Annotated in this window: 27 protein-coding genes and 1 tRNA gene; 15 read left to right on the forward strand and 13 right to left on the reverse strand. The window is 39.4% G+C overall.

Features of this window, described 5'->3' with window-relative positions; translation table 11 throughout:
* Positions 1-58: 58 nt before the first annotated feature.
* Entirely contained in the window at positions 59-1030 is a 972-nt protein-coding gene (locus tag DABAL43B_RS10420) for an OmpA family protein (protein WP_079692305.1), read from the reverse strand.
* A 1006-nt stretch (positions 1031-2036) separates the two neighbouring features.
* On the opposite strand from DABAL43B_RS10420, the gene DABAL43B_RS14265 reads away from it, so the two are divergent.
* From DABAL43B_RS14265 to ampC, 6 genes are all read left to right on the forward strand, one after another.
* Entirely contained in the window at positions 2037-2207 is a 171-nt protein-coding gene (locus DABAL43B_RS14265; protein WP_171996347.1) for a hypothetical protein, read from the forward strand.
* 361 nt (positions 2208-2568) lie between these two features.
* A complete protein-coding gene (locus DABAL43B_RS10425; protein WP_079692306.1) occupies positions 2569-2928 on the forward strand; it encodes a hypothetical protein in 360 nt (119 codons plus the stop codon).
* Positions 2929-3083: 155 nt separating this feature from the next.
* A complete protein-coding gene (locus tag DABAL43B_RS10430) occupies positions 3084-3851 on the forward strand; it encodes a BLUF domain-containing protein (RefSeq protein WP_079692307.1) in 768 nt (255 codons plus the stop codon).
* Positions 3852-3854: 3 nt separating this feature from the next.
* Positions 3855-4388, forward strand: coding sequence for a GTP-binding protein (locus DABAL43B_RS10435; RefSeq protein ID WP_079692308.1), 534 nt, complete (start codon positions 3855-3857; stop codon positions 4386-4388).
* Between the two features lie 35 nt (positions 4389-4423).
* A complete protein-coding gene (locus tag DABAL43B_RS10440; RefSeq protein ID WP_145952531.1) occupies positions 4424-4801 on the forward strand; it encodes a roadblock/LC7 domain-containing protein in 378 nt (125 codons plus the stop codon).
* A gap of 345 nt (positions 4802-5146) precedes the next feature.
* Complete coding sequence (gene ampC / locus DABAL43B_RS10445) at positions 5147-6322, forward strand: class C beta-lactamase (RefSeq protein WP_079692310.1); 1176 nt, start codon at positions 5147-5149, stop codon at positions 6320-6322.
* 84 nt (positions 6323-6406) lie between these two features.
* On the opposite strand, the gene DABAL43B_RS10450 is transcribed toward ampC, so the two are convergent.
* From DABAL43B_RS10450 to DABAL43B_RS10475, 7 genes are all read right to left on the reverse strand, one after another.
* Positions 6407-7246, reverse strand: coding sequence for an IS3 family transposase (locus DABAL43B_RS10450; protein WP_079692112.1), 840 nt, complete (start codon positions 7244-7246; stop codon positions 6407-6409).
* Entirely contained in the window at positions 7234-7401 is a 168-nt protein-coding gene (locus DABAL43B_RS14405; RefSeq protein WP_227516675.1) for a hypothetical protein, read from the reverse strand. Before DABAL43B_RS14405 ends, DABAL43B_RS10450 begins: the two co-directional genes overlap by 13 nt.
* A gap of 26 nt (positions 7402-7427) precedes the next feature.
* Positions 7428-7751: a helix-turn-helix domain-containing protein gene (locus DABAL43B_RS14410; protein ID WP_227516676.1), complete on the reverse strand. Its 324-nt coding sequence runs from the start codon at positions 7749-7751 to the stop codon at positions 7428-7430.
* A gap of 70 nt (positions 7752-7821) precedes the next feature.
* The gene (locus DABAL43B_RS10460) at positions 7822-8688 is read right to left on the reverse strand and encodes a hypothetical protein (protein ID WP_079692311.1); all 867 of its coding nucleotides are present in this window, start codon (positions 8686-8688) and stop codon (positions 7822-7824) included.
* 201 nt (positions 8689-8889) lie between these two features.
* The gene (locus tag DABAL43B_RS10465) at positions 8890-9435 is read right to left on the reverse strand and encodes a DUF3124 domain-containing protein (protein WP_079692312.1); all 546 of its coding nucleotides are present in this window, start codon (positions 9433-9435) and stop codon (positions 8890-8892) included.
* Positions 9436-9453: 18 nt separating this feature from the next.
* Positions 9454-10155 carry a potassium channel family protein gene (locus DABAL43B_RS10470; protein WP_079692313.1) on the reverse strand — a complete coding sequence of 234 codons (702 nt, stop codon included), beginning with the start codon at positions 10153-10155 and terminating at the stop codon, positions 9454-9456.
* Positions 10156-10212: 57 nt separating this feature from the next.
* Positions 10213-11973 carry a TrkH family potassium uptake protein gene (locus tag DABAL43B_RS10475; RefSeq protein ID WP_079692314.1) on the reverse strand — a complete coding sequence of 587 codons (1761 nt, stop codon included), beginning with the start codon at positions 11971-11973 and terminating at the stop codon, positions 10213-10215.
* 570 nt (positions 11974-12543) lie between these two features.
* Here DABAL43B_RS10475 and DABAL43B_RS10480 point away from each other — a divergent pair.
* The 5 genes from DABAL43B_RS10480 to DABAL43B_RS10500 all read left to right on the forward strand — a co-directional run bounded on the left by DABAL43B_RS10480 (position 12544) and on the right by DABAL43B_RS10500 (position 18305).
* On the forward strand, positions 12544-13467 hold the full coding sequence (locus DABAL43B_RS10480; protein WP_079692315.1) for an ABC transporter ATP-binding protein: 924 nt from the start codon (positions 12544-12546) through the stop codon (positions 13465-13467).
* Between the two features lie 58 nt (positions 13468-13525).
* The gene (locus DABAL43B_RS10485) at positions 13526-15208 is read left to right on the forward strand and encodes an ABC transporter permease subunit (RefSeq protein ID WP_079692316.1); all 1683 of its coding nucleotides are present in this window, start codon (positions 13526-13528) and stop codon (positions 15206-15208) included.
* Positions 15209-15289: 81 nt separating this feature from the next.
* On the forward strand, positions 15290-16297 hold the full coding sequence (locus DABAL43B_RS10490) for an ABC transporter substrate-binding protein (RefSeq protein WP_264753819.1): 1008 nt from the start codon (positions 15290-15292) through the stop codon (positions 16295-16297).
* Positions 16298-16416: 119 nt separating this feature from the next.
* On the forward strand, positions 16417-17559 hold the full coding sequence (locus DABAL43B_RS10495; RefSeq protein ID WP_079692318.1) for a TIGR03364 family FAD-dependent oxidoreductase: 1143 nt from the start codon (positions 16417-16419) through the stop codon (positions 17557-17559).
* On the forward strand, positions 17559-18305 hold the full coding sequence (locus DABAL43B_RS10500) for an HAD family hydrolase (protein WP_079692319.1): 747 nt from the start codon (positions 17559-17561) through the stop codon (positions 18303-18305). The genes DABAL43B_RS10495 and DABAL43B_RS10500 overlap by 1 nt, the downstream gene beginning before the upstream one ends.
* Before the next feature lie 399 nt (positions 18306-18704).
* Here DABAL43B_RS10500 and DABAL43B_RS10505 read toward each other — a convergent pair whose 3' ends face one another.
* Positions 18705-19511, reverse strand: coding sequence for a siderophore-interacting protein (locus tag DABAL43B_RS10505; protein WP_079692320.1), 807 nt, complete (start codon positions 19509-19511; stop codon positions 18705-18707).
* Entirely contained in the window at positions 19508-19957 is a 450-nt protein-coding gene (locus DABAL43B_RS10510) for a MarR family winged helix-turn-helix transcriptional regulator (RefSeq protein ID WP_079692321.1), read from the reverse strand. The genes DABAL43B_RS10505 and DABAL43B_RS10510 overlap by 4 nt, the downstream gene beginning before the upstream one ends.
* Positions 19958-20247: 290 nt before the next feature.
* On the opposite strand from DABAL43B_RS10510, the gene DABAL43B_RS10515 reads away from it, so the two are divergent.
* Positions 20248-20610 (forward strand): DUF3817 domain-containing protein, encoded by a 363-nt coding sequence (locus DABAL43B_RS10515; RefSeq protein ID WP_079692322.1) that lies wholly within the window; start codon positions 20248-20250, stop codon positions 20608-20610.
* Between the two features lie 466 nt (positions 20611-21076).
* On the opposite strand, the gene DABAL43B_RS10520 is transcribed toward DABAL43B_RS10515, so the two are convergent.
* The 3 genes from DABAL43B_RS10520 to DABAL43B_RS10530 form a co-directional block, all read right to left on the reverse strand.
* On the reverse strand, positions 21077-21571 hold the full coding sequence (locus DABAL43B_RS10520; protein WP_079692323.1) for a hypothetical protein: 495 nt from the start codon (positions 21569-21571) through the stop codon (positions 21077-21079).
* A gap of 307 nt (positions 21572-21878) precedes the next feature.
* Complete coding sequence (locus DABAL43B_RS10525; protein ID WP_079692324.1) at positions 21879-22823, reverse strand: DMT family transporter; 945 nt, start codon at positions 22821-22823, stop codon at positions 21879-21881.
* A gap of 47 nt (positions 22824-22870) precedes the next feature.
* Entirely contained in the window at positions 22871-23359 is a 489-nt protein-coding gene (locus tag DABAL43B_RS10530; RefSeq protein WP_079692325.1) for a M48 family metallopeptidase, read from the reverse strand.
* A 420-nt stretch (positions 23360-23779) separates the two neighbouring features.
* On the opposite strand from DABAL43B_RS10530, the gene DABAL43B_RS10535 reads away from it, so the two are divergent.
* From DABAL43B_RS10535 to DABAL43B_RS10545, 3 genes are all read left to right on the forward strand, one after another.
* Positions 23780-23855 (forward strand) — tRNA-Asn (locus DABAL43B_RS10535).
* A 202-nt stretch (positions 23856-24057) separates the two neighbouring features.
* Positions 24058-24387, forward strand: a complete 330-nt coding sequence (locus DABAL43B_RS10540; protein ID WP_079692326.1) for a CopG family transcriptional regulator — start codon at positions 24058-24060, stop codon at positions 24385-24387.
* 312 nt (positions 24388-24699) lie between these two features.
* Positions 24700-25434, forward strand: a complete 735-nt coding sequence (locus DABAL43B_RS10545) for a hypothetical protein (protein ID WP_227516677.1) — start codon at positions 24700-24702, stop codon at positions 25432-25434.
* Position 25435 lies beyond the last annotated feature (1 nt).

Here is a 25435-nt window from a genome sequence, read left to right on the forward strand (position 1 = left end):
CATCCTTGAGTGATTAGTTCTAAATGAGATAGGTATCAATATAGAGTTATGAGTTAGTTTAATTATTCCCTTTACTTACAATAGCAACAACTCGGCGGTTGTTTCGGCGACCCTCTTCAGTATTATTGGTATCGATTGGCATCGTCTCGCCGTGCCCTATGCTGCTCAGACGTACAGTCTCTAGACCATATTGATCTACTAGAATGTTTTTAACGATGTTTGCACGAGACTGAGAAAGTTTTAGGTTATAACTTTCAGGTCCTTTATTGTCCGTGTGACCTGCTAGAGTAACTGCCATTTGCGGATAAGATTGAATAAAATTAGCCATACCATCTAACACTGCAGAGTGATTACTTTTAATACCTGCACTATCAAAATCAAACAGCACATTGAATTGAGGAGGGTTTTTAATTTCTATGGGTTTATCGACAGTAGAGGCCGCGATAGGTTGTTGTAGGAGAGCTACAGATGGAGTTGCGGCGGTACAGTCCGATACGACTCGACTAATTTGATGCGTTTGCTGGGAACTTCCGTTTAATAGCACTAACGCTTCATCAGCAGGTATCTGCTTAATAACAGGTCGACCTGTTTCTGATAGATCGACTTGTAAATAAGTCGTCGTTTGAGGAATAAATTGATAGTTTTTAGAGTGAGAAATGACTTTACCACTTTCACTATTTAGGATTTCTGCATTGATGGTCTGTGAGGCATTGCAAATAATCAGCTCAGAATAATGGCCACTTTTTAAACTAACCTGAAAAAGGTTATCAGATCCAACGCCTATATTGATATTACTGGACTGCTCACTATCATGAGAATCACGAAAAAAGACGATTCTGCTTTCATTAGTTTCTAAATTTGCATTAGTAGGCTTATAAAACACTTCGCCACTCTTTTTCCAAGTGACGGACTTAATTTGGTGACTAAAGTCAGAGGTGGATAACATAGGATCAGTTTTGATAGTTTGGCAACCTACTAAACCAATCGTTGCAAAAATTGCAGTCGATAATAATATAGTTCTGCTGTCCATAGCGTCTTGTTCCGGTAAATGAAAAATCTAGTTTATAAACATTCTTTCTATTACTGTATACACCCAATATCTTTATGGAATTAAACTAGATTTCCATAATGAAAGTATGGCTTTATAAAACGTAGTAATTAGTTTTTTATTACTGATGCGTTAATTTTATTATAGCTTTCTGTATTTATAATGCAATCATGTAAGTTTGCTCAAACCTATATCATCAATCCTAGTATGGAATAAAATATATTATGATTTTATTAAAATTAATTAGATAAAATCATAGCTGATAAGCCCATTAAAAAAATGTATTCCATAAGGTTGTTATTAGCTATATTAAAATTATGGTTTACTATTAAATTCGAGAAAATTGATTAATAAAACTATCAAGATAAAGCCAGATCATTAGAAAACCTTACTATTCTTATAGCGTAGATATATATCAACGAGGCATTCTAATACTAGAAAAAGTATTTTTTTATAATGATTAAATTTCGTAAAAAATAGTGAGCTACCTTAGTGTTTACAATACTTCTACATTTAGGCATCTTCTTTACCTTCTACGTAAATTCGTATGAAAACAATATAGCTCGCAGTAAAAAAACTGCTGCTAATCCTATTATTACTACCAGTGTAGGCAATGATTGGCCGCCAATTAAGACTCAAGCTTGTATGAATGCCTTTGATACCACGAAAGCTCTATAAAAAGTCGATAATAGTCAAGTAATATATTTACATTTGAGTAAGAAACCTATAATTCACACTCATGCAAATAAACCTATTAGAACCATAGAAAATAGCGACGCTAACCTTTTTTATTCCATGAAGTCAGACGCTATAAGCAATAAAAAAGTTACAATAAAACAACAATAAATTAGAGAAACAACCAATTATTAAAGTAGTACCTATTTTATCTAATGATGAAAATTTAGAAAACATTAAATGTGATGTAGTTTTTCTTAATATAGATACACTTATACCCAATTCAAAATCTCAAATAGATAAATGATATGATTTGATAAAAACTGAAATAGAAGAAAATAACAATCAACTTAGTAACGCTATTAACGAAGTGAAAAAACGTAACCAACAAAAAATAGATGAAATACAGAAAGAGCAGGTTAACACTAACAAGTATATTTATAATAATGAATATACTAAACTTTCTACTAAAGGTATTGAATAAATCCCTATAAAAACGAAGGCTTCTTAAGTTATAAAGTAAACACTTAAAAAATCAGTTATATGGCTGTTAAAGTATTGTTCACTAACAGTTTTTATAATCTTATTTTAAAAAATTTATTCATAAACGAACCTAAGTCGACTTTATTTACTAATAACAATGTTCAATAAAATTCATTCTTTTACTTATCAACCTAATTATACAAATCGTTAAATAACGTTAGCTATTTTTTTCCTTAGGTTAAAAAAATAAAGTCACCAATTGACAGATAATTAAACTCTGTTAGAATCTGTAACACGACTGTATTGTTTTACAGTCTAATTATTGTAATTAAAGAATAACTAACAAATAGGAAGGGAATCACATGGCGAGTATCGATGCTTCTTTACAGGAATTAATGACACTTGACGGAGCTATGGGAGGTTGTGTAGTCGACTATATGTCAGGCATGGTTTTGGGTTCTATTGGCTCAGGAGTAGACTTAGAACTAGCAGCTGCTGGTAATTCACAAGTCGTAAAAGCAAAAATGGAGACAATGAAGTCTCTTGGCATCAACGGTGGTATCAATGATATTTTGATCACCCTTGATACACAGCTTCATATTATTCGACCAACACCTAAGCATCAGGATCTATTTATTTATCTTGTACTTGATAAGGCTAAAGCAAACTTAGCTTTAGCACGCCGCAAAGTGCAATCAATAGAAGATAGTATCGAAATATAGATTTGTTAAAATATTTCTGTTAATAAGCTGTAAGAGCAGTTTTATTAACAGGGATATTTTATTGTGCCTATTAGGGTACATAACAGTGAACTGGGCTGTGCTCAGTTATTACTTAATGACTTTTTTAGAATTTTAGCAAGGATGCGAGGGGCGAAATGAAATGTATTGCATACGTCAGTGAAGTGCCTCTTACTAATGGTGGTGTTCGTCTACCTGTTGGATTGTCAGGCATAGTTAGAGCTTCTAACAGAAATAAAGCATCCGATATAACCGGCTTTTTATGCTACCGCCATGGATACTATATTCAGGTTATTGAAGGGCCTGATAGAGAAGTAAGTCAGCTGGCATCGAAGATAGAAGTTGACTCTAGACATGAAAATTTTCGGGTTTTCATTAATAAACGTATTTCTGAGCGATGTTTTCCAGATTGGAGAGTAAATGTCTTCGATTTTATAGATCAAAGTCCTTTATTTAAGCAATTCATTACGGGTTATAGAGCAGAAATAGCCAATCTTACTGAAGCGCAGAAACTACCTATCCAATACTTCCACGATTTAAGCTCTATACCTGATTCAGACCATTCAAATATCAATTCTAGCCAAAGTTATGAAGGTAAGAACCTAAGGTTACTTGCTTGGCCTGATTTCAATCTTATTAATCAGTCGCAAATGATTATAGATTTATGCGTCAAACTAACCAAACAACCTTATTCATTCGACCAGTTGCTTGATGATGATCAACTGGGTACACGTGAACATATCATCACAACCCTCGAAAAATTTGACGCACTGGGAATATTGAAAGTGACAGAATCAGAGTTGCTGAAAGAACCAGAACAACCAAAAGAACAAAAACCAGAAACACAGACAAAAAAACCTAGTAGTTTTTATGGCGCTATCAAAAAATTTCTAGGAATGAGGTAAAAAGTGGACTATCAAAAATTAGCAATTATTGGAGAAGTTGGTGCTGGGAAAACTCAGATAATCGAAACCCTAAGCGAAATCAGTCCTTTTGGTACAGAAGCAAAGTCCACTATTGATATAGGTAAAGAATATACAACAGTGGGTATTGACTACGGGCGTATTACGCTTTCTGACAGTATGGCGCTGGGTCTTTATGGCGTTCCAGGACAGGAGCGTTACTCCTTTTTATGGGAGTTTGTGAATAACTCTCTTTGGGGACTGCTTATTCTTATCAAGTACGGGGAAACTCCCAACTATGATAATCTAGACAAAATGCTAACTTTTTTTGATCCAGAGAAAAGTCAAACTACTTGCATTGTTGCAATAACACACTGCGAAGACGCTGATGAGTTTGACCTAGCGGTCCTTGGTCAAGAAATAAGAACTATGTTGATGCACCATAAAGTTGTTGCTCCAGTTATCAATATTGATCCTAGGAGTCGAGAGTCTGCGACATCCCTTCTCGTCTTATTTAATGCACTTAATAGTGAAAAATAATTTTAAATATGATTATGCCTAATGGGAAAATGAATGTGAAAACAGAACTGTTAAAGTCCATAAAAGAATTGTGCGAGAGTAATAAAGAAATTGTGTTAGTTAGCTTATGTACAACTGATGGATTTCCGATAACGTATTTATCAATAGATGAGTTAAGTGCTGAAGCTGACAAGATGGCAGCAATAAGTAGTACTCTTGCGGCATTAAGCAATTCATCTGCTCGTCAAATGAATCAAGGTGAATGCGATATTACTATCATTGAAGCATCATCTGGAAATATGCTATTTGTTACAGCCAACTATTTAGGAACACCTTGTGTCCTCACTGTTGTAGCAAACACAAAGATGACATTAGCAGAAGCCAGATATAAAACAAAAAAACTTACCGTTTCTATTGCTCAAATATCTGAATGATATAACGAAATTTCTGAATGAACACTTAAATTAACGCACAAAGCACCATGCTAATTTAAACCATCAGATCTATTAGCTTCTGTTTTTTTTATTTATGACGAAACCGACTCATAACTCGCACTACGTCCCGAAGCTTGAGATTTTTGCAGCATACCCTTCTCTACTAAATCATTGATATCCCGTAGTAAACCGCCCCGGGATTATCGGAGGCTCAACATTCTGAGAGAATATGCTAATGAAAAAGTGAAACCCTATTCCTAAAATTGGGAACAGAGCTGTTCGAATACTCATTGAAGCATTAAACGGTTATCAAGACATCTATCAGAATGGATAAGTAACCCTATAATGAAAAACTCAGTTCAAACTACGTTAAATCGAGTGGGACTTACCGCTTTAGTGGTAGCGTCATTAATATCTGGAGCGGTGCAAGCAGCAGACAGTCATGATCGTCTAAAGAGTGCAGTTGATCAGCAAGCCAAACTCTTAATGGATGAGCATAATATTCCAGGGATGTCCTTTGGCGTCATTATTGATGGTAAATCGTATTTTTATAACTATGGTTTGGCTGACAAAAAAGCCCACAAACCTGTGTCAGAAAACACTATCTTTGAATTGGGCTCTATCAGTAAAACTTTCACTGCAACCGCTGCCAGTTATGCGGAACTCAATGGCCAGCTGTCACTAAATGATAGCGTGGATAAATATATCCCTTACCTAAAAGATAGCCCGATCGGCAATACCAAGCTAATAAACCTAGCCACTTATACGGCTGGTGGTCTACCGCTTCAAGTGCCTGATGAGGTTAAAAACAATAAAGAGTTACTCCGCTATTATAAATCGTGGCAGCCTGTCTTCTCAGTAAACTCAACGCGTCTGTATTCCAACGCCAGCATCGGGCTGTTTGGTTACATCTCTGCATTAAGTATGGGCTCTGATTACACATCGCTAATGGAAAATAAAATACTGCCGTCACTCAGCATGCCAAATACCTTTGTTAATGTTCCTAGTGATAGAAAGGCGGATTATGCGTTTGGCTATAACGCTGCTGGAGAGCCGATAAGAGTCAATCCCGGCATATTGGACGCCGAAGCCTATGGTATTAAATCAACCAGTGCAGATATGACGCATTTCATGGCGGCGAATATGGGGCTAGTGCCGTTGGATAAAGATATTCAACAAGCGTTAGATAATAATAGAAAAGGCTATTATCAAGCGAGCACTTTTATACAGGGATTAGCGTGGGAGATGTATCAGTTTCCAACAAAGCTAGAGACACTGCTTGAAGGCAATTCAGCGGAGGTGGTGCTTAAGCCTCAGACAATTACGACAGATAATCATCCAATACCTATTTTAAATAACGTATGGGTCAATAAGACTGGCGCTACCAATGGTTTTGGCGGCTATATCGCTTATATTCCTACTAAAAAGACAGGTATTGTCATCTTAGCAAATAAAAACTATCCTAATGCAGATAGAATCAAAGCAGCGTATACCATCTTAGAAAGTGCGATGACTCATTAATTGAACATGAGTGATAAAATAGCATTATAAATCATTAAGAACCCAGCTAGATTGAACTGAGCCCCAAATGTTGGACGGTTTAGTTTACCCCAAGGACTGAGTTCTGTACTGCACAGGACTCAGTCCTTTCAGTTTCATCTGAATACGCTCATTGTTGTAATAATGAATATACTCGTGAATCTGTTGTTCTAAATCCTCAATCGTTTGAGGTTTTTCAATATAAATCGTCTCACACTTAAGTGTCCCGAAGAACCCCTCCATCAGTGCGTTATCTAAGCAGTTGCCTTTTCTGCTCATACTTTGCTTAATACCATGCTGTTTAAGCACCTGTCCAAACTGTCTCAGTTGATAATGCCATCCTTGATCAGAGTGCAGCATTAGTGCCTTATCGCGACACGCTTTAGTCTTTGCTAAAGCATCATCAAGCATCTTACTAACTAAGTCATAGGTCGGGCGCCTTGAGAGCGTATAACTGACGATCTCATTGTTATAACAATCGAGTATAGGCGATAAATACAGCTTATTATCACCCACCTTAAACTCAGTAATGTCAGTGAGCCAGCGTTTATGCGGATGACCTGAATAAAACTGGCGCTTTAAATGATTCTTCGCGATTTTACCTTGTTGTCCTTTATAGGAGCGGTACTTCTGACGTCTTATCTTTGCGCTAAGCTTCATTTGACGCATAAGCTTAGCAATGAGCTTATGGTTGTGATGAATCCCTAGGTACTTTAACGCGGCCGTGACTCTACGGTAGCCATACCTGCCTTTATGCTGATGGTAAAGCTCAGTTATTCGCTGTTTCAAATCAGCGTACTTATCGTCACTCTCAAGCTTTGTTCTATGGTAATAAAAGACGCTTTTAGGCAGACATGAGGCTTTAAGTAAGTCAGATAAACAACAGCTATCCCTTAGTGCTTCGATGAGCCTTGCTTTGTCACTGCTTGTTCCTTTTGTTTGAGCAAGGCATCTAGCTTTTTTAGGTAGGCAACCTCCGCACGTAGGTATTCATTCTCACGTTTGAGTTCTGCTAGTGTTTTTTCATCATCTGGTTTGTCGGTAATAAATGGCTTGGTCATGGCGGTTCTACCTTTACGTTTGGATATTAGTCCAGACATGCCATAAAGCCGATACGCTTTGTGCCAATGACAATTAAGGCAGGTGAGCTGATGTTGAACGTTAAAGCGACCTCGGATTGACTTAATCCTTGCTCTAACATGGTCGTAATCACGTGATGTTTAAACTCGCGACTATAGTGAGCTTTACTCGACTTTGGCTTGATGGCATCTATGCCACCGCTTTGGTATTGCTTAACCCATTTTTGTACAAGTTTCGAATCTACTTTAAACTTCTCACTTGTGGCAAGTCCGGTATGTCCTTGCCGATAGTATGCGATGACTTCGATCTTGAAGTCTAGTGTGTAACGCATAAAAATACCCCATAAGTTGTGTCCAACTTATGGGGGTCAGTTCACATGCTGGGTTCTTTACGTTTACCTCTTAAGAGCAGCCTTCGACAAGATAGATTGCGGCTGGGATACCGATATCAATGCTTTCCACCTCACCTTTTAACAGTCTCTTATTATCTGCTGTCCACTCAGTCGTTTTAATCTTATAGTCATTAAGCTTTTGACCACCCTTGATATGATATTCAATTTGTAGAGGCAATTTGTCCTCTTTATTATCAAGCTCAATATTTTCGGCTGTTAATGACTCTCCGAGTTGGCTATCTTTTATTACCTTGAAATTAACATTAGCAAGCAGACTATAGTAATCACCATCGACCGCATATTTATCGACCTCGTAAGTAAGGGCGTCATTATGCGCCTTCATAACGTCTGTGGCTGAATCACCGACATTGATACCTTTATAGAACGGTATGTTTGGATCCTGAATACTGATCAGCGCAACTTTATTATCTATAACCTGATACAGCACAGAGGCACGTTTGCCGTACTCTTTATCTACATAACTCAGTGTTGGATGACTGACGTAATAGCATGAGTCGTTATCGCCCTCTGCTTTGGTCAATCCTAGGTCACTTAACAGCTCTGGTGTAATGACCTGTCCAAAGCTGAGCTTCTCGTAACCTGACGGACTTACGGTTTGCTCATCTAATAGATTTACTACTTCGAGAGTCTCTGTTTTATCCGTAGTGGTAGCATTTATAGGCGCTGGATTTATAGACGTCTCATCCTTCTTAGCCATACCTTTATCTGTAACATCAGTCTGCGCAGCGGCGTTATTATTTGAAGATGAAGGCTGTGAGTCGCAGCCTGTTAATAATTGCGCAGTACCAATTAATAAAGTGGTGATTATTGCCATTTTAATTATCGGTAAGGGCGGTTTTTCATGAAAAGCTAGCATGGCTAAACTCCTAAATATAGACTATGCATACTAATATACGCCTCAATGGGAATACTCTAAACCGGCTTTTCTGTGTTTATTTTCGAGCAGCTGTGTCAGATTGAAACTGACGCCATAAAACGCATTAAATAGTCCGTTAATGATAGTCCGTTAAAAATAAAAGCGGTACGCTAAAAACAGTGTTCCACTGGTATAAATCTATTAATGCACAACCGGCGTACCTTCCGTGCTAAATGCAAAACCTTTGTTACTGAAGTTACCAATCATTACCGCTTCAATGACTGGTCTGACCGTTTCATCTATACCTTCGACTTCAATAATAAAATTCGCGCCCGAACCGCCTTTGTCTTCTTCTTTTTCGACAATATAATTTAAAGTTGCCATCGCTGGTAGCTCAATGGTTTCTGTTAAATATGACTTTACAAGCTCGCCATCAGTACCGTAATAATCTATTTTATTAATATATAGCGATTTTTTTAAGGTCGTGTTGCGCACGCTCAAGGTCGCTGACAGTAAAACCTTTCGATTGTCTCTATCGGTATAAATATCTGAATAAATCGGCACATAAAAAGTTTGTTTATAGCCAAATTGGCTGTGATCAACATTTTTTGAGGTTTTTTCAAGCTCTTTAATTGGGTCTTGATGCTTCTCTGAAAACATGACATTTGGATCTTGTTTAGACTCATCACAGCCGCTAAACAGTAGCAAGCCAGCAATACATAGCACGGATATGCGACATTTATTCATAACGTTATCCTCTATCGATTAGTGTACTTTAACCCCAACACTACGCAAAAACTGATTGATATGTTTGTTAGCGCCGTAGACCACCAGCACATCGTCTGCTTCCAGCACTTGCTCGGGCGTTGCTAAACCCTGAATATCGGGCTTGCGTTGGGGGCGACCAAAGCTGTCTTCATAATGCTCGTAGCGCATGGTACTCAGCAGCTTAAGATTAAATTTATGTTCCATTTGTAAAGCTGCAATCGTTTTTCCAATTAAAATATCTGGAATGCTAATCTCAACGATACTAAAGTGTTCCGTTAAACTAAACGAGTCGACGAAATAACGTAGCGATAGCCGTTTTGCCCAGCGCATCGCTGATTCTTTTTCAGGATGAAAAATATCATCAACCCCAATCGCTTGTAAGACTTTTTCGTGCAGGGGGTTGATACTACGACTGATTAAACGCTTGGCTTTCAAGGTTTTAAACAGTGCCGTCGCCATCACATTTGCCCCTTGGTCTTCACCAATCGCCACCACGACGATATCAGTATCCATAATAGGTAGACCGTTGACCGTATACTCATCGGTGGCATCCATGCAGATGGTATGAGTGATAAGCTCTTTATAAGCTTCAACCTTTTGCATGCTGCTATCGATAGCAATGACCTCATGACCTTGGCTGGTCAGCGCCATACCGAGCGAGGAGCCAAAACTTCCTAAACCTGCGATGATATATTTCATAATATTCCTTGTCACTTATGTAATCGTAAATGCAGCAATTGTGGCGATGCGTCATGATTAGTTAATAGTAATCTCTTCGGTTGGATAACGATAGTTACGTTGATGCCTGTTTTTAAGTAGGGCAACAAAAATAGTCAACATGCCGACGCGCCCAACAAACATAATCACTGAGACCACAAGCTTGCTAAAGGTCGATAAATCAGCGGTTAAGTTTAAGCTGAGACCTACGGTGCTGTATGCCGAAAAACATTCAAAAATAACTTTAATCAAATCAAGCTCGGGCTGATCGTAACTGATGAGCGTCACGCCCAGTCCAATGACCAATAATGACAACCACATAATCGAAAATGCCCGACGAATAGAGATGTCGGCAATCTCACGTTGGAATACTTCAACTTTGGTCTGACCGCGCGCTAAGCTCAAGGTATTTAAGACCGCAATAGCAAAGGTGCTGGTTTTGATACCGCCGCCTGTTGAGTTCGGGGACGCCCCAATCCACATCAAAAAAATGGTCAGCATAATGGTCGGGAATGCCAGCGCGTCCATATCCGCAATATTAAATCCTGCCGTACGCGGGGTCGCAGCCGTAAATAACCCCGTGATGACCTTGCCATAAAAACTGCTATGCTCAGCCAGTATGCCGTTATATTCAAACATCAACACCCCAATCAGCCCGATCAGCAATAAAACACCAGAGGTAATCAACGTGATACGGCTATTAATACTTAGCAGCCACGGCTGATAGCCATAACGCGGATCATGAGGATGGAGCGCCCTTTGGGCACGATGACGTAAATAGCGCAGTAGGTTGACGACAATGATAAAACCCATGCCACCAAATAAGAAGGTAGTACTGATAATCAGCTGTAACGGATAATTGAAGCGTAGCGAATCATCATATAAGCCGGCACTAAAGGTAGAGAAGCCTGCATTACAAAAGGCGGAGATGGCATGAAAGGCTGAAAAAAATAGTCGTTCAGAGAAGTTCATACCGGGTAAATCATAAATGCTGATATAAATCAAAATGGCTGCCAGCGCCTCAACGCCAAAGGTGACGTATAAAATAGACTTTAAGGTCGTGACCATATCGCCTAAGCGCCGTGAGAAAGTCATTTCACTAATACTGAGCTGGGTCTCATAACTGACGCCACCTTTAAAAAAGTAGCTAAAATAAGTCACAAAAGTCAGAATACCAAGCCCGCCAATTTGAATCAGCCCTATGATAATCACTTGCCCAAAAGTAGTGAAACGCGTTGCCGTATCTACCACAATTAGCCCTGTCACACAGACCGCGCTGGTAGCAGTAAATAGCGCATCAACAAAGGATATAGGCTCAGTGGTCGCGTTGGGCATCATCAATAGTAAAGCCCCAACCAATACCACTGATAAAAAACTTAAGATAAAAAACTGACCGGGGTTTAAAAAGGCACGATTAAGACTAAAGTTATTGTCAGATATTTCACGAATGAAAGTGACAAACACGGCAATCTTAATGGCAATAAAACCATCAACCGGCATCGATAGCCCTGAACGCGCTAATTCAGTGAAATGTACTGCTAGTAAAATCAAAATGGCCACACTGGTTACTAAATCAAAAACGGCCACTTTATTTACAGACAGCCGCGTCTTTGCGCGCACATAGCGCCAAACCGTGGCGACAAACCCTAATAAAATGATGGTTAAGTAGAAAAGGTGAAAAATATGCTGTAGCCAAGTTGATAGTGTAAAGCCACTATCGATTAGGGCAACCCCGACTCCGATTAGACTAATAAAAATAGTGAGCTTGTTCAATAACCGGTACGGTAGGGCTGGATGCATAGCCTAATTCCATGAAAGGAGTAACGATAATACTTATACTCCTTTTTTTAGCCATGCACTAAGATTGGTTTTAAATAATCGTAACCAGTCATGACAACTGACTTCTACCGTCAAATCTGTACAAACAAACTTGGGAGGTTTTACTCAAGCGGCTTGACGATAATAATCAAATCACATCTGTCTTGGCGATTTATAGCACTGTAGTAGCATAATAAATTCGGACAGCTAATAAAAGCTCAACGATTAAATTTTGTGCCAATTTTCAATCGCTTTGTATTCGGTTTCTAGTCCAACATCAGTAGTGCCCGCAGTGACAGCTCTTAAAGTACGCTTTTATAAAAACCAATCATTTTAACGTCATACATGATGAGATAACAGTTCGGTTTAATCTTTGTACATAGCTGTCCTTTGCGTTCCCTCTTCTGTGACAATATTGGCATCGACAGCAAGCTGACATGTCATCGTATTGTCATCTTTCCTTAATCAAAATGTCATAATTGCTAGTTACACTACCGACCTATGCAAGATAAGTAATTAAATTTTTAATTATAAGTGATTGGGTTGGTTGATATGTTAGAGCTTAGAGGTGTGACTAAAAAATATGATGGCAAAGTTATCTTTGAAGATATCTCCCTCAAAATTAATAAGGGCGAGATCGTCTCGATACTAGGGCCTTCTGGATGCGGTAAAACAACTTTATTACATATTATCTTAGGTTTAACTGATATTAATGACGGTCGACTGGCCTATAACGGCGAGGATATTACTCGTGTACCGATGAGGCAAAGAGGCTTCAATATCGTCTTTCAGGATTATGCTTTATTCCCAAATCTCAATGTCAAACAAAACATCGAATACGGTCTACGTAACAATCCCAATGTCAGCACGCAACAAGAAGTCGATGAACTAGTCGACTTACTTGATATCAAAGCCCATCTCAATAAGCGTATCAGTCAACTATCCGGCGGTCAAAAGCAGCGAGTAGCACTCGCGCGTACCTTGGTTATGAAGCCTAAAATCCTACTATTAGATGAACCATTATCTGCGCTAGATGGCGTCATTAAAGAAACCATCAAAGAGCGCATTCGTGAGATTTCAATACGCTATCAGCTGACCACATTAATCGTCACACACGATCCCGAAGAGGCTATGACGCTGTCTGATCGCATCCTACTGCTATCGGATGGCAAAGTGGCGCAATTCGCCAAACCTACTGAGATTATTCGTAATCCTGCCAATGACTTCGTCAAAAACTTCATTCTTAATCAGCTCAATATTAAGCGTCGAAATATCTTAAGTTTATTTGCAGACGATACCACGCAAGTCGATCCTTTAAGTAAATACACCCAAAGCCAGCACTACGGTCAGGATGATGCCGTTGTGGGTCATCGCTATGCCAATGCCAATGCCAATGCCAATGCCAATGCCAATGCTAATACTAATGCTATCAGCGACAGCAATAAGAAAAAAGTGAAAGATGCCGCTATCAGTTAATGCTAATTAAAAATACCGTGAATGAGAGCCTTTGACCATTTGATCGTCTTGGATAATTATGAAACTTAGCAATCCACCACTCGTAAAAGTAATTTGGCTATTTGTTAGCATTTTATTTATCGCCTTTATGTTTGTGCCATTAGTCAAAATGTTGGCACTGTCCTTTAATGTCGGCGATGGGCTTGGACTAGAGAACTATACCAGCATTATTAGTACGGATAGCTTTAAGCAAATCATGCTCAATAGCTTCTCTGTCGCGACGATTAGCGCGCTCAGTGCCACACTACTTGCTTTTGTTTTGGCGTATACCGTGCATTGGACCAACCTGCCCAAAGGTTTTAAACAGTTCATTAAGCTTGCCGCTTTATTCCCTATGTTATTGCCAACGGTGACTTACGGCTTTGCCATTATCTACACCTTTGGTAAACAAGGTTTGCTGACTCAGATTCTTGGCTTTCAGCTGTTTGAAGAAATATACGGTTTTTATGGGATGTGGCTTGGTTATACCATCTACACCTTACCCATTGCCTTTTTATTACTCAATAATACCTTTCAGTATTTGGATAAAAAATTCGTCATCGTCTCAGAGTTAATGGGAGATTCTCATCTTCGCCAATTTGATATGACGGTGATTCGTCCTTTAATTGGTACCTTTGCAGCAGCATTAATTCAATGCTTCTTCTTAGCCTTTACTGACTTTGGTATTCCGGCATCAATAGGCGGTCAATATAACGTTATTGCCACTGAGCTCTATACCCAGATACTCGGGGCGTCTCCTTCCTTTGAAAAAGGAGCGGTAGTTGCGCTATTTATGCTTATTCCATCGGTATTGAGTATCGCCATATTGTGGTATGTCGCACGCTTTAACATTCGCTACGATTCGGTTGAACATATTGACTTGCCTAGCTCAAAAATAAAAGACCGAGTTTTAGCGGTGATATCTAGTGTTATTTTAGCTTCACTATTATTGGTGTTTGCCGTGATATTTATCATCCCATGGATTAAGTCATGGCCTTATCAGATGGAGTTCAGCACTGAGATAGTCAGCAAGGTTTTAGAGTCTGCCAATCTGATGCGAGTCTATAAGAACTCATTACTTGTGGCGGTATTGACAGCGGTTTTTGGCACCTTGATTACTTACTTTTCGGCTTTATTATACGAGCGCTCAAACTTATTCAAACTTGGCAAATTCAGTATTGAGAGCTCAGCATTGGTGACCAATACAGTGCCGGGGATGGTCGTCGGTATCGCCTACCTCATGGTATTTTCAGGCTCAGCGGTCGCCAACACTATCTTTATTATTGTTATCAGTAACATCATTCACTATTTCTCTACTCCTTATCTTATGAGTAAAAACGCGCTGTCGAAAATGAACTTAGGCTGGGAGACGACCGCTGGTTTATTGGGTGATTCATGGTTTACGTCACTACGCCGCATTGTCATTCCCAATTCATTTTTCACCTTGATTGAAGTGGCTTCGTTTTACTTCATCAGTGCCATGGTCACGATCAGTGCCGTCATCTTTATCTCTGGTGCCAAAACCATGGTGTTAACCACAAAGATTGTCGAATTACAGCATTTTGCACGTTTTGATGAGATTTTTATCTTATCGCTCATGATATTAATGACCAATATTTGCGCATTGATCTTATTTGCCATTATCCGTCACATTCATAGCAAACGGTTCTACGGTATAAAGAAAATAACCGCCGAAACGACTGTTACAGCAACGGCGGCTTAATCTAGCGATAACTTTTATATCAGCCGTTTTTTAATAACTAACTTTTTAATAATTTAAATCTCAACAAAATATATAGGATAAATGATGTTTTTATTTAAGACGTTAATGGTGAGTCTTGCCTGCGGGATCATGTTGGCTGGTTGTAGCTCGCCGTCTATAGAGGGAAATAGTAGCAGTAATGTAGAAGAAGTGGTCATTTATAGTAATGCCGACCAAGAGGCGGTAGCGGTCATTCAAGACGTTCTAAATGAAGCAGGATATGAAGGTCAGTATGTCTTTCAATCGTTTGGTACCGGCGAGCTGGGTGGTCGTTTATTGGCTGAAGGCGACAATATAGAAGCAGATATGGTCACTATGAGCTCGTTTTATTTAGAAAGCGCTCAGGCTAAGCAGCCGATGTTTAAAGAGTTAACCTTTGAAGTAAAGCCGCAAGTGGCGGTCCCAAATTACTATGCGCCAATATTAGGCTTCACTGGTGCCATCATCTTAAATACTAAAGAGATGGCAGCGCAAAATCTGCCTAGACCGACCAATGCCAAAGATTTGGCAAAGCCTATCTACAAAAATAAAATTGCGATGGTTGATCCAAATGGCTCATCAACTGGTTGGTTATTTATTCAGGATATTACTGCTACATATGGCATGGGTGCTGAAGGGCAGCAAATCATGAACCGTATCCGCGAAAACGCCGGGCCAAACTTAGAGTTATCAGGGTCAGGTCCAATCAAAAAAGTCATGGCGGGTGAAGTACCCATTGGTTTCGGTTTGCGTCACCAAGCAATCGCCAACCAAGATAAAGGCTTACCCATTGATTTTGTCGATCCTAGTGAAGGTAACTACACCTTGACTGAGTCGCTCGCGGTGATTGATAAAGGTGCTAACACCAATCCAAATGCGATGAAAATGGCAGAAATTATCGTTAAAAATGCACGACCCAATCTGCTAAAAATATATCCAAACGTGGTCTATGAGGGCGAAATGGTCCCATCTGAGAATCAAATAAAAAATAGCAAAGTTTATAATGAACCGCTAACGGCTGAGCTGCTAGACAAGCATCGGGTGTTCTTTCATGGACAAGCTGGGCAGTAGAACCTGCTAGTAGAAACTACTGTTTAAATAAGCTATCTACTCATATTTATATCTCATTTTTAAGCACTTTCTAAATAAATTTTACACTTCGAATATAACTTTTAAGAAGAATAATTATTATGAAATTAATGACTGAACTATCTGACAAACACTATGATGTGGTCGTCGTCGGTGGCGGTATTGTTGGTCTTGCCAGTGCCTATGCGGCGGTTAAAAAAGGTCTGAGCGTGGCGCTGGTAGAGCGTGAGTCGCAGAATAAGGATGCATCCGTTCGCAACTTCGGCTTTGTCACCGTCAGTGGTCAACGCCGTGGCGAGCATTGGCAACGAGCAATGCACTCACGTAATATCTGGGCAGAGATTGCCCCACAAGCAGGTATCGAGGTTGAGCATAGCGGTCTGCATATGCTTATCCAGCGCCCTGAAGCAATGAGCGTCGCTGAAGCATTTTTAAAGACAGAAATGGGCGAATCGTGTCACCTATTGAGTCAAGCTGAGATGAATGAACAAGCTCCTTATCTCAAAGAGGGTCTGGGTGTTCTGTATAGTCCTCACGAGCTTAGAGTCGAGTCAAATACCGCTATTGGTAAATTAGCGCACTGGTTAAACCAATCGCAGGGTGTTGATTTTTACAATAAAACAGCGGTTCATTCTATTGAGTTACCCGTGGTTCATACCAGTCGCGGTACGCTGCATGCTAGGTATTGCGTCGTCTGTTCTGGGTCTGATTTACATAGCTTATATCCGGATACCTTAGCGCAGGCCAACGCCACACTCTGCACTCTAAATATGATGCGCGTCATGCCTAAAACCTCCTTTAAATTAAACGCTGCCGTCATGTCAGATTTAAGTTTTGCTCGTTATGATGGCTTTGCACAATTACCTGAAGCCAAAGGATTGATTCATTTGTTAGATGATATCCAGCCAGCTGAACGCAAGGCTGGCGTGCACTTAATCGTCGTCCAATCACTGGATGGATCACTCATCATTGGCGACAGCCATGATTATAGCGACAAAGAGTTGCCGTTTAGAGATAGTTATCAGGACGATTTGATTCTCAAAGAATTTCATCAAATAATGAATGTTGGTGAGGTAGACATTATCCAGCATTGGTCAGGGGTTTACCCTAGTGCAGAAAACGTGGTGTTTAAAGCCTCTCCGGAAAAAGGCGTCGTCGTCGGTAGCATCACTAGCGGCACAGGTGCATCGACAGGATTCGCCTTTGGTGAAGAGTTAATCAACTTAGTATTGGAGTCAAAATAATGGGTACAAATATCAATAATATTAAAGCGCAATTCGACACTATCAAGCTATGTGTCTTTGATATGGCAGGCACTACCGTTAATGAAGATAATTTAGTTTATAAAACCGTACGTGATGCCATTAATCACACATTACAAGAGGCTGGGCAGACTGATAAGCAAGTCAATTTGGCTATGTGTCTAGAGTTTGGGGCGGGCAAAGAAAAACGGCAAGCGATTAGCGATATACTTAACGAGCGGTTAAAAAATGATAATACGCTTGCTGTTGATATAGAAAAATGGACAGATACTGCTTTTTATACATTTAAAGCAGCCTTAGCACCAGCCTATACTCAAGAGACGGTGAAGACCTTCGATGGTATGCTGGATTTGTTTGACAATTTAAAAAATTCAGGCAGAAAAGTCGTCCTTAATACCGGCTATGATTCTAAAACCGCCAATAAGATTTTGACTATCTTAGGGTGGTCAGTAGGCCATGAGATTGATGCTTTAATTACAGCAGATGATGTGGAGAATGGCCGTCCTGCGCCAGATATGATTACCCTTGCAATGGACAAGTGTGGCATTGCAGATCCACAGCAAGTTTTGAAAGCTGGTGATAGTGGTATCGATATTGAAGAAGGAAAGAATGCTAACTGTGGTCTATGTATCGGGGTGTTGACCGGCGCACAAACTAAAGACCAGCTTGAGAAATATGCACCTGATATTGTGTTGGCTAAACTTACAGATTTGGCTGAATTAATGTAAAAGTAGCAAGTTTTCTTTTACTTAACTCACTATATCCTGCTTTAGAAAACTCTAATTAAAGAGAACGCCCCAGTGAGACTGGTTATCAAGATTTAGGTGCTTGGAGACTCATGACAATTACAGTAGTTATAACCATTTCATTGTTTCGCAATCGGTATATAGTCGATTCACTTTAAAAAAAATACAGTATTGCTGGTATGAATGTTTTGAAGCCTCTGTCTGGCGAAGTGCACAGCAAGCGAGAAAAATTTATACCAGCATAGTGTTGTGACAATCGTAGGTATTTTTATTTTGAACTGACTATATTAGATAGCGTATCATTATAAATAAGATGATATTGGACATTCAATCATCTTAAAAGATTATTCTATTATTTACAGAACAGTAAAGCAGTACTCTTTATTCTGCCTCTTTTTCTGCGAGTCTATCACTCGCAGATTTGTCTTCAGCAACGCCTGCTTTCCAATAGGAAAAAGCATATAACTCATCTTTCGACCACTTTTTCTCGCCTTTCAGATAGTGGCGGATGGCTTTAACTGACGAAAATTCGCCAGCGACATAAGCAAATCGGCTTAGCTCAGCACTTGGTAGGGTGAGAGACTTGAGCGTATCAGCTAATTGACTGCCTTGCATAGGATATGAATTGTGTAGCCATGTCATCTCAATATTGGCCGAGGTTGGCAAATCCTGTTCATCTTCTTTACTGTGAACCTCGATGACGCATTGCCCTGTCGCAGTGTCAGGCAGACTTTCCAGTATTGACCCAAGTACCGGTATAGCGGTAGCATCACCAACGAGTAGAAAGTGATCTGCTGCCGGATAAAGTGATTTCTTTTTCGGGTTCATAAGCACACCGAGCTCATCGCCAACTTGAGCATGTGTTACCCATCCGGAGGCAGGCGCCTCATCACCATGGGCAACAAAGTCAATCCAGATGTGTTGTTTTTCGATGTCCACACCACGGTGCGTATAAGTACGTTTAGTAAAATTAGCTTGGTCATCTAGATCAAGTGTTTGGGTTTTATCTACAGGTATGAGTAGTTTGTTATTTGCGCCAACGGTCATGGTGGCAATGTTGGTAATAGTATCTGGCTGCCCTGTGAGATAGACGCGAATATAATGCGGGGTAAGCATTTGCTTGTCTGTAACCGTCATTACTTCTCGTACTGGTTTTTGATTTATTATATTAATTGAGGTGTTATTCATATGTTTTTTCCACTGGTTTGACTATTCTTAACATTGTCGATCATGTTACGGCTAACACGAAAAAACAATGTCAGCTCGGCGGTCGTTAAATTTTGAGTAAGTTGCTTTCTAGCCCAATCTTCTGCTGCATCAAGCTTTACCATCACATCCTTACCTTTAGCCGTCGGCTGTAGCAACTGGCTACGACCATCTAATGGATTATCTGTCTTAAAGATTAAATCAGCTGCCAAAAGATCATTCAGCGCACGGGTAATTTGGGCTTTATCACGCTCTATTCGTTTAGCAATAGACTGTGCGGTACTTTGTAAATCATGACAGACGCATTTTAAGGTTCTAATGTGGGTGACTGATAATTCAAGTTCTTGGCGCCTGATACCTTCACGCAGTAGATTGGTATAGATGTGCATCAATTGATGTAATGTTTCACTTAATAAATTATCCAGCATAGAAATCTCTTTATTTAGTTGACACTATCAACTATACAAAAGATGATTGACTGTGTCAACTAGGTATTTGAATTGTTGGTAAGTAGCTATCTACGATTACTGCTAAATAAAAAAATATACGAGGATTGAGGCGGTTTTTCATCGTCTTCAAGAACTTAAATACGATAGACTGGCTTTTTTAAGAATAGCAGCTGACACAAACTAACGCTTCAAAGCACTGAGCAGAGCCAGTATCATAGCGACATTAAATGACCCTAAATTATTTATTGATACCATAAAAGGAAAATACCGTGTCTCAAGCTCAGCCAAATATCAAGCAAGTGCTCAATCTTAGAAAAGAACAAAACACCACGTTAAAAAACCTCACGATTATGGGTTACCTAGAAGGCACTTCTTTTTTATTATTGATCGGTATCGCCATGCCCCTAAAATACATGATGGGCATCTCAGAAGGGGTGAAATACATCGGTATGGCACACGGTATATTATTCATCGCCTACATCGTGGTACTTATGGGCGCTGCTATCAGAATAAAAATGCCTCTCTGGGCCATACCAGCGGGCGTACTTGGCTCATTCTTACCGTTTGGCCCGTTTATATTTGACCATTTTTTGAAAAAGAGCTTAAAGAAAAGCGTGAAGAAAGAAGCCTAAAACAAGCTCTGCTGCCGATGATATAAGCACACCTAATATAGGTGTGCTTACCTTGTTTAAAAAGCCGTGTCCATTAATCTGCTTGGTCAGTTTCATGCATATAAAAGCCTAACGTATTCATCAGGTTGGTTTTTTAAGATGAAATACCCCCACTACTTTTTTATTGTCATAATTTTAAATGATAGGAACAATCGAAGTTTTTTAGAGCATATCCAAAAAATGACAATAAAAAATCCAACTATAAACGCTTAATTTTAACGTCTAGAATTGGATTGATAACACAATGATATTTACTTGTTAAGCTAATAATCAGATTTCTGATTGGTCTGTCATGCGTTGGTAACTCTTCTTTATTGTCAGCGGTATTATTGCCGTTTTCTTTTACATTAGCTTCCGACTCTTTAGGGTTTTATCATCCAAGAACCTAATAAACATTACATTAATAGCTTTTTCACAGACTTCAGACTCATTTTTCATTCTTCTTTTTAGCTTGTTTTTTCTTGTCAGACTTATCTTTCTTGTCAGATTTATCTTTCTTGTCAGATTTATCTTTCTTGTCAGATTTATCTTTCTTGTCAGATTTATCTTTCTTGTCAGATTTATCTTTCTTGTCAGATTTATCTTTCTTGTCAGATTTATCTTTCTTGTCAGATTTATCTTTCTTGTCAGATTTATCCTTCTTATCAGACTTATCTTTCTTATCAGACTTATCTTTCTTATCAGACTTATCTTTCTTATCAGATTTATCTTTCTTGTCAGATTTATCTTTCTTGTCAGATTTGTCCTTCTTGTCAGATTTATCTTTCTTGTCAGATTTATCTTTCTTGTCAGACTTGTCCTTCTTGTCAGACTTGTCCTTCTTGTCAGACTTATCCTTCTTGTCAGAATCTAGAGTATTTTTCTTAGAAGATTCTAATAGATCACTATCCATATCTTTGTTATTTAAAGAATTATTTGACATAATTTTCACCCTTATTTATAACACTATGTAGAATATCTTGATACTCGATACTATGCCAGTGCTCTTATCTAGTCAATGTATCGATACAAATATACATCTTAAAGCGCTACTCTATTAACGTGATTTTTTATCTAACAAATAGACTTATGGTCAATCGACTGCTATTAAACAGCCTATTTCGAAGTCGTTGTTTCAACCAAATCCCATTAAGAAGATGAACGATATTTAATTTACCAAATATTAAACCATGTATGACATCGTCCATATTTTACCGAGTAGATTATTATTAATCTTCTCTATCATTATCTTATATTTCCTCTGTCGGTGATTCCGTCATTTTCACCCCACCATAGGTGACCAATATCACACCGAGCGCTATCAATGAAGCACCTAAAAACAGCCCTTCTGGTGGGGTTTCGCCTTGTAAGAAAATAGCGACAGGTACACCGACAACTGCTCCTACCGAGCCTAATAAGCTCAACAACACTGGACCACCCGTTTTTTGTAGTAAAAACAGTAGTAAAAACTGACCAGCAAAGACGAACGCTTGCACGATGATTAAACCAAGCGGTAAAAGCTCGGCTATCGGAACAGTAAGTGAGTAACTAGGAATGATACTGACTAGGCCAAGTAACCCTGAAGCGGCTATCAGCATACCGGGAGCGAGCGCGGTGGCAGAGAGATTCTTTGGCCAATACAACGTTCGATAGATATTGCCAATGGCCAGCAAAACAGGACCACAAAGAGTAAGAACAATCCAAAACACATTCGCATCTGATGCAGAAAACTTACGTGCCGCCAATACCCCTGCCCCAGCAAGAGCCGCGACCACGCCAAGCGCGCGAAGCTTGGTAAATTGCTCTATCCGAAGTACGATTGCTGCAAGATAAGTAAGGAGCGGCGGCAAGGAGATAATTAAAGCAACAAAACCTGCACCAACATGCGGAATCGCTGAGAAAAATATTAAGTTGGAAGCTGCAATACTGACTAATGCTGCAATCGAATAATACCTGAGAATGGGCTTATTTAAAGGTGGTAACTCGTGGCGTAGAAGCGCATAAGTGAACAAAATGAACGCAGCACCCGTGATCGACCAAAAGAGAAATGCCAGTGGCGTCAAACCAATCTCGCCTGCATATTTTGCTAAATTGGTAGAAATGCCGATTAAGGCGCCGCCTGCCAATAAACAAAGCAAAGGAATAATCCATGCTTTCTTACTGCCAAAACCCTCTTGCTGTGCTGACGCACTCATAGCTTATCCTACTTTTAAAACCGTCTTATTATGATAAACAAGCTAAATTACTGCTCACGCCAATGTAACCACAAACGCGTATCCAGCTCCAACTGATGATAGTCCGGTTCCATATGACAGCACAGCTGATAAAAAGCCTTGTTATGCTCTTGCTCTTTAAAATGTGCTAACTCATGCACGACAATCATACGCAAAAACTCAGGCGGCGCTTCTTTGAACAAGCTTGCCACCGTGATGCTATTATGTGATTTGAGTTTACTGCCTTGCACGCGAGACTGATAAGTATGAATACCCAGTGCATGTTTGAGCACGGTAAGCTTACTATTATAAGTCACTTGGGTCAGCGAGTTACTTTTACGCATATACTGACTTTTTATATCATTAATATACTGGTATAGCGCTTTGTCGCTTTGTATCTGGTGTCTATCTGGATAATTTTTATCCAGATAATCGCCTAATCTGCCACTACTAATGAGCATAGCGGCTTGGCTTTGAATTTGCTCAGAATAATGAGCAATATATTTTAATGTGGTCACTTTTTTATCCTTTACGTTCTACCTTTTACATTGTACGTTATTAATATTTTTTTGCTCTGATAGATAATGCCCGTTCTATTATGCAGCGATGGTTTTTATTTTCAAATAAACGATATAGTCGATACACTCTCAAAAGGATAGCAGTAGCAGGTGATTATCGGCATATTAATTTTATTTTGTATTGTCTGTCTGTCTGTCTGTGGCATTGCTGGCGTATTTCATAAAACCATGCAATAGGATACCGACTTTCAACGCCATAACCGCTGATTTTGGATGGATTACGACTATATTTATAATTAATCTCATAATAAGGTTGACAGCCTGTAGCTACTTGGCTAAAATGTGCCCCACATAACGCAAACAAGACAAGCAATTGTGCTTATTAAAGCCTTTGTAAAACTTGTCGTTATGACCATCTATTCTCCAATAGCTCAGTTGGTAGAGCAACGGACTGTTAATCCGTGTGTCCCTGGTTCGAGCCCAGGTTGGAGAGCCATATACTAAAAACCTTCATCATTCATTTGATGGAGGTTTTTTTATGGTTGACATTTTTGGCTTTTACCGTTGCACGATTAATATGGTTATTAATGCGGCTACGGTGTCCTTTTAGCTACTTTTGTTGTATGGTAAAGGCAGATGTAACCAAGTCGGCTTTGCTTGAGTGCTTTATCCCTACTCACTAATAGTAATGGTTTATTATGATACCTGTACGTATAAAAAATAAGTTTTCTGATCATCCGCAAAAAATCATGCGCCCTGTCAGCATTCGCCTATCTGAAGAGATGATTGAGCTTTTAACAGCAACTGCATCAGAGCTCGGCTTTAAGCGTATTCAAGGTTTGATTCGACTGTATATTCGTCAAGGTCTCGATCGCGATCATCAAGATTATACGCTCGCACATGATGAGGTTTTTATTGAGACATTGCGCAAAAAAGGTGTGAGCCAACGCATTATTGATGAGGCGATTGTCGTCACCCATAATAACAATATCACCCATCCATTGTCTGAGCTACAAGACAATAAGTAGCTTTTAAACGTTTAAGCAATCAATGCTGTCAATATTAATAAAGACTAAGTTAGCCTAACGGCGCTTGGTCTTTTTTTTGCAACCCGCAATAATATCTTGGACTTGATTCACTTGCGAAACCCGCTGCTCTTTTTTAAAAAATTCATTTGTCACTATCCTAAGTGATTCTACTTCAAAACTTCTTACCTCACAAAGCCGCATCTCAAAAACCTAAGATTATATTTATCGATAAATAAACATACACAACCCTTAGACGCGATAGATTAAGATAGCAGACATTACTCTCTATACAGGTTTACAAGGAGGTATCAGATGATTGGTTTATATAAACGTTTAAATAAAGCTATGTTCTTGACGCTAACTTTAGCGATGCTGCCTGTCATCAATGGCTGCTCACAGCCGCAAACTGACCCCACTAAGCAGACCATACCGACCAACTCTGATCAATGGCAAAAGAAACTGGGAGCTACGTTTGAGCGTTTACCTGAAGGTGATAGGCAGCTTTTAAGCCGCTATATGCTGCGTATGAAACTCAGCGGTGCTTATGAATCAGGTGCTATGCCGCGTATCACCATTAAGCAAGCTTTGGTACAACAGCGCGAATATGAGCGCCGACATCCAAACAATCCAACGGGTAAAAAAAGTTCGATTGTGACCAGTCAACATGCTGAAAGTGCTAATGTCCAAAATTATCCAATCGCCCTACTGCCGGTCAAAACTAGCGATAGCGATAGCTTAAACCAAGTGAAGCTCCACTTTATGCTTTCAAATCATGGCAAAGTGGCTATCGAAAGCTTCAAAGGCACACTGACCATGAAAGAAAAACGGCTGACCAAAAGCAAAAGCTTTAATGTGCCATTGACGCAGTTCGATCCACCAATCGCACCAGAACAATCTGGTAAAATAATAATCGACAGTAGTATTGAAGATATCAATGTCATGCGTGCCATTAAAAACAACACAGGGTTAAGTATCGTTATTAGTGAAGGTAAGCTGGTTTTAGCAGATGGACAGGAAATTGAGTTTGATGAGTCGTTAATAAAATAAG

This window comes from Psychrobacter sp. DAB_AL43B, assembly GCF_900168255.1.
GTDB lineage: Bacteria > Pseudomonadota > Gammaproteobacteria > Pseudomonadales > Moraxellaceae > Psychrobacter.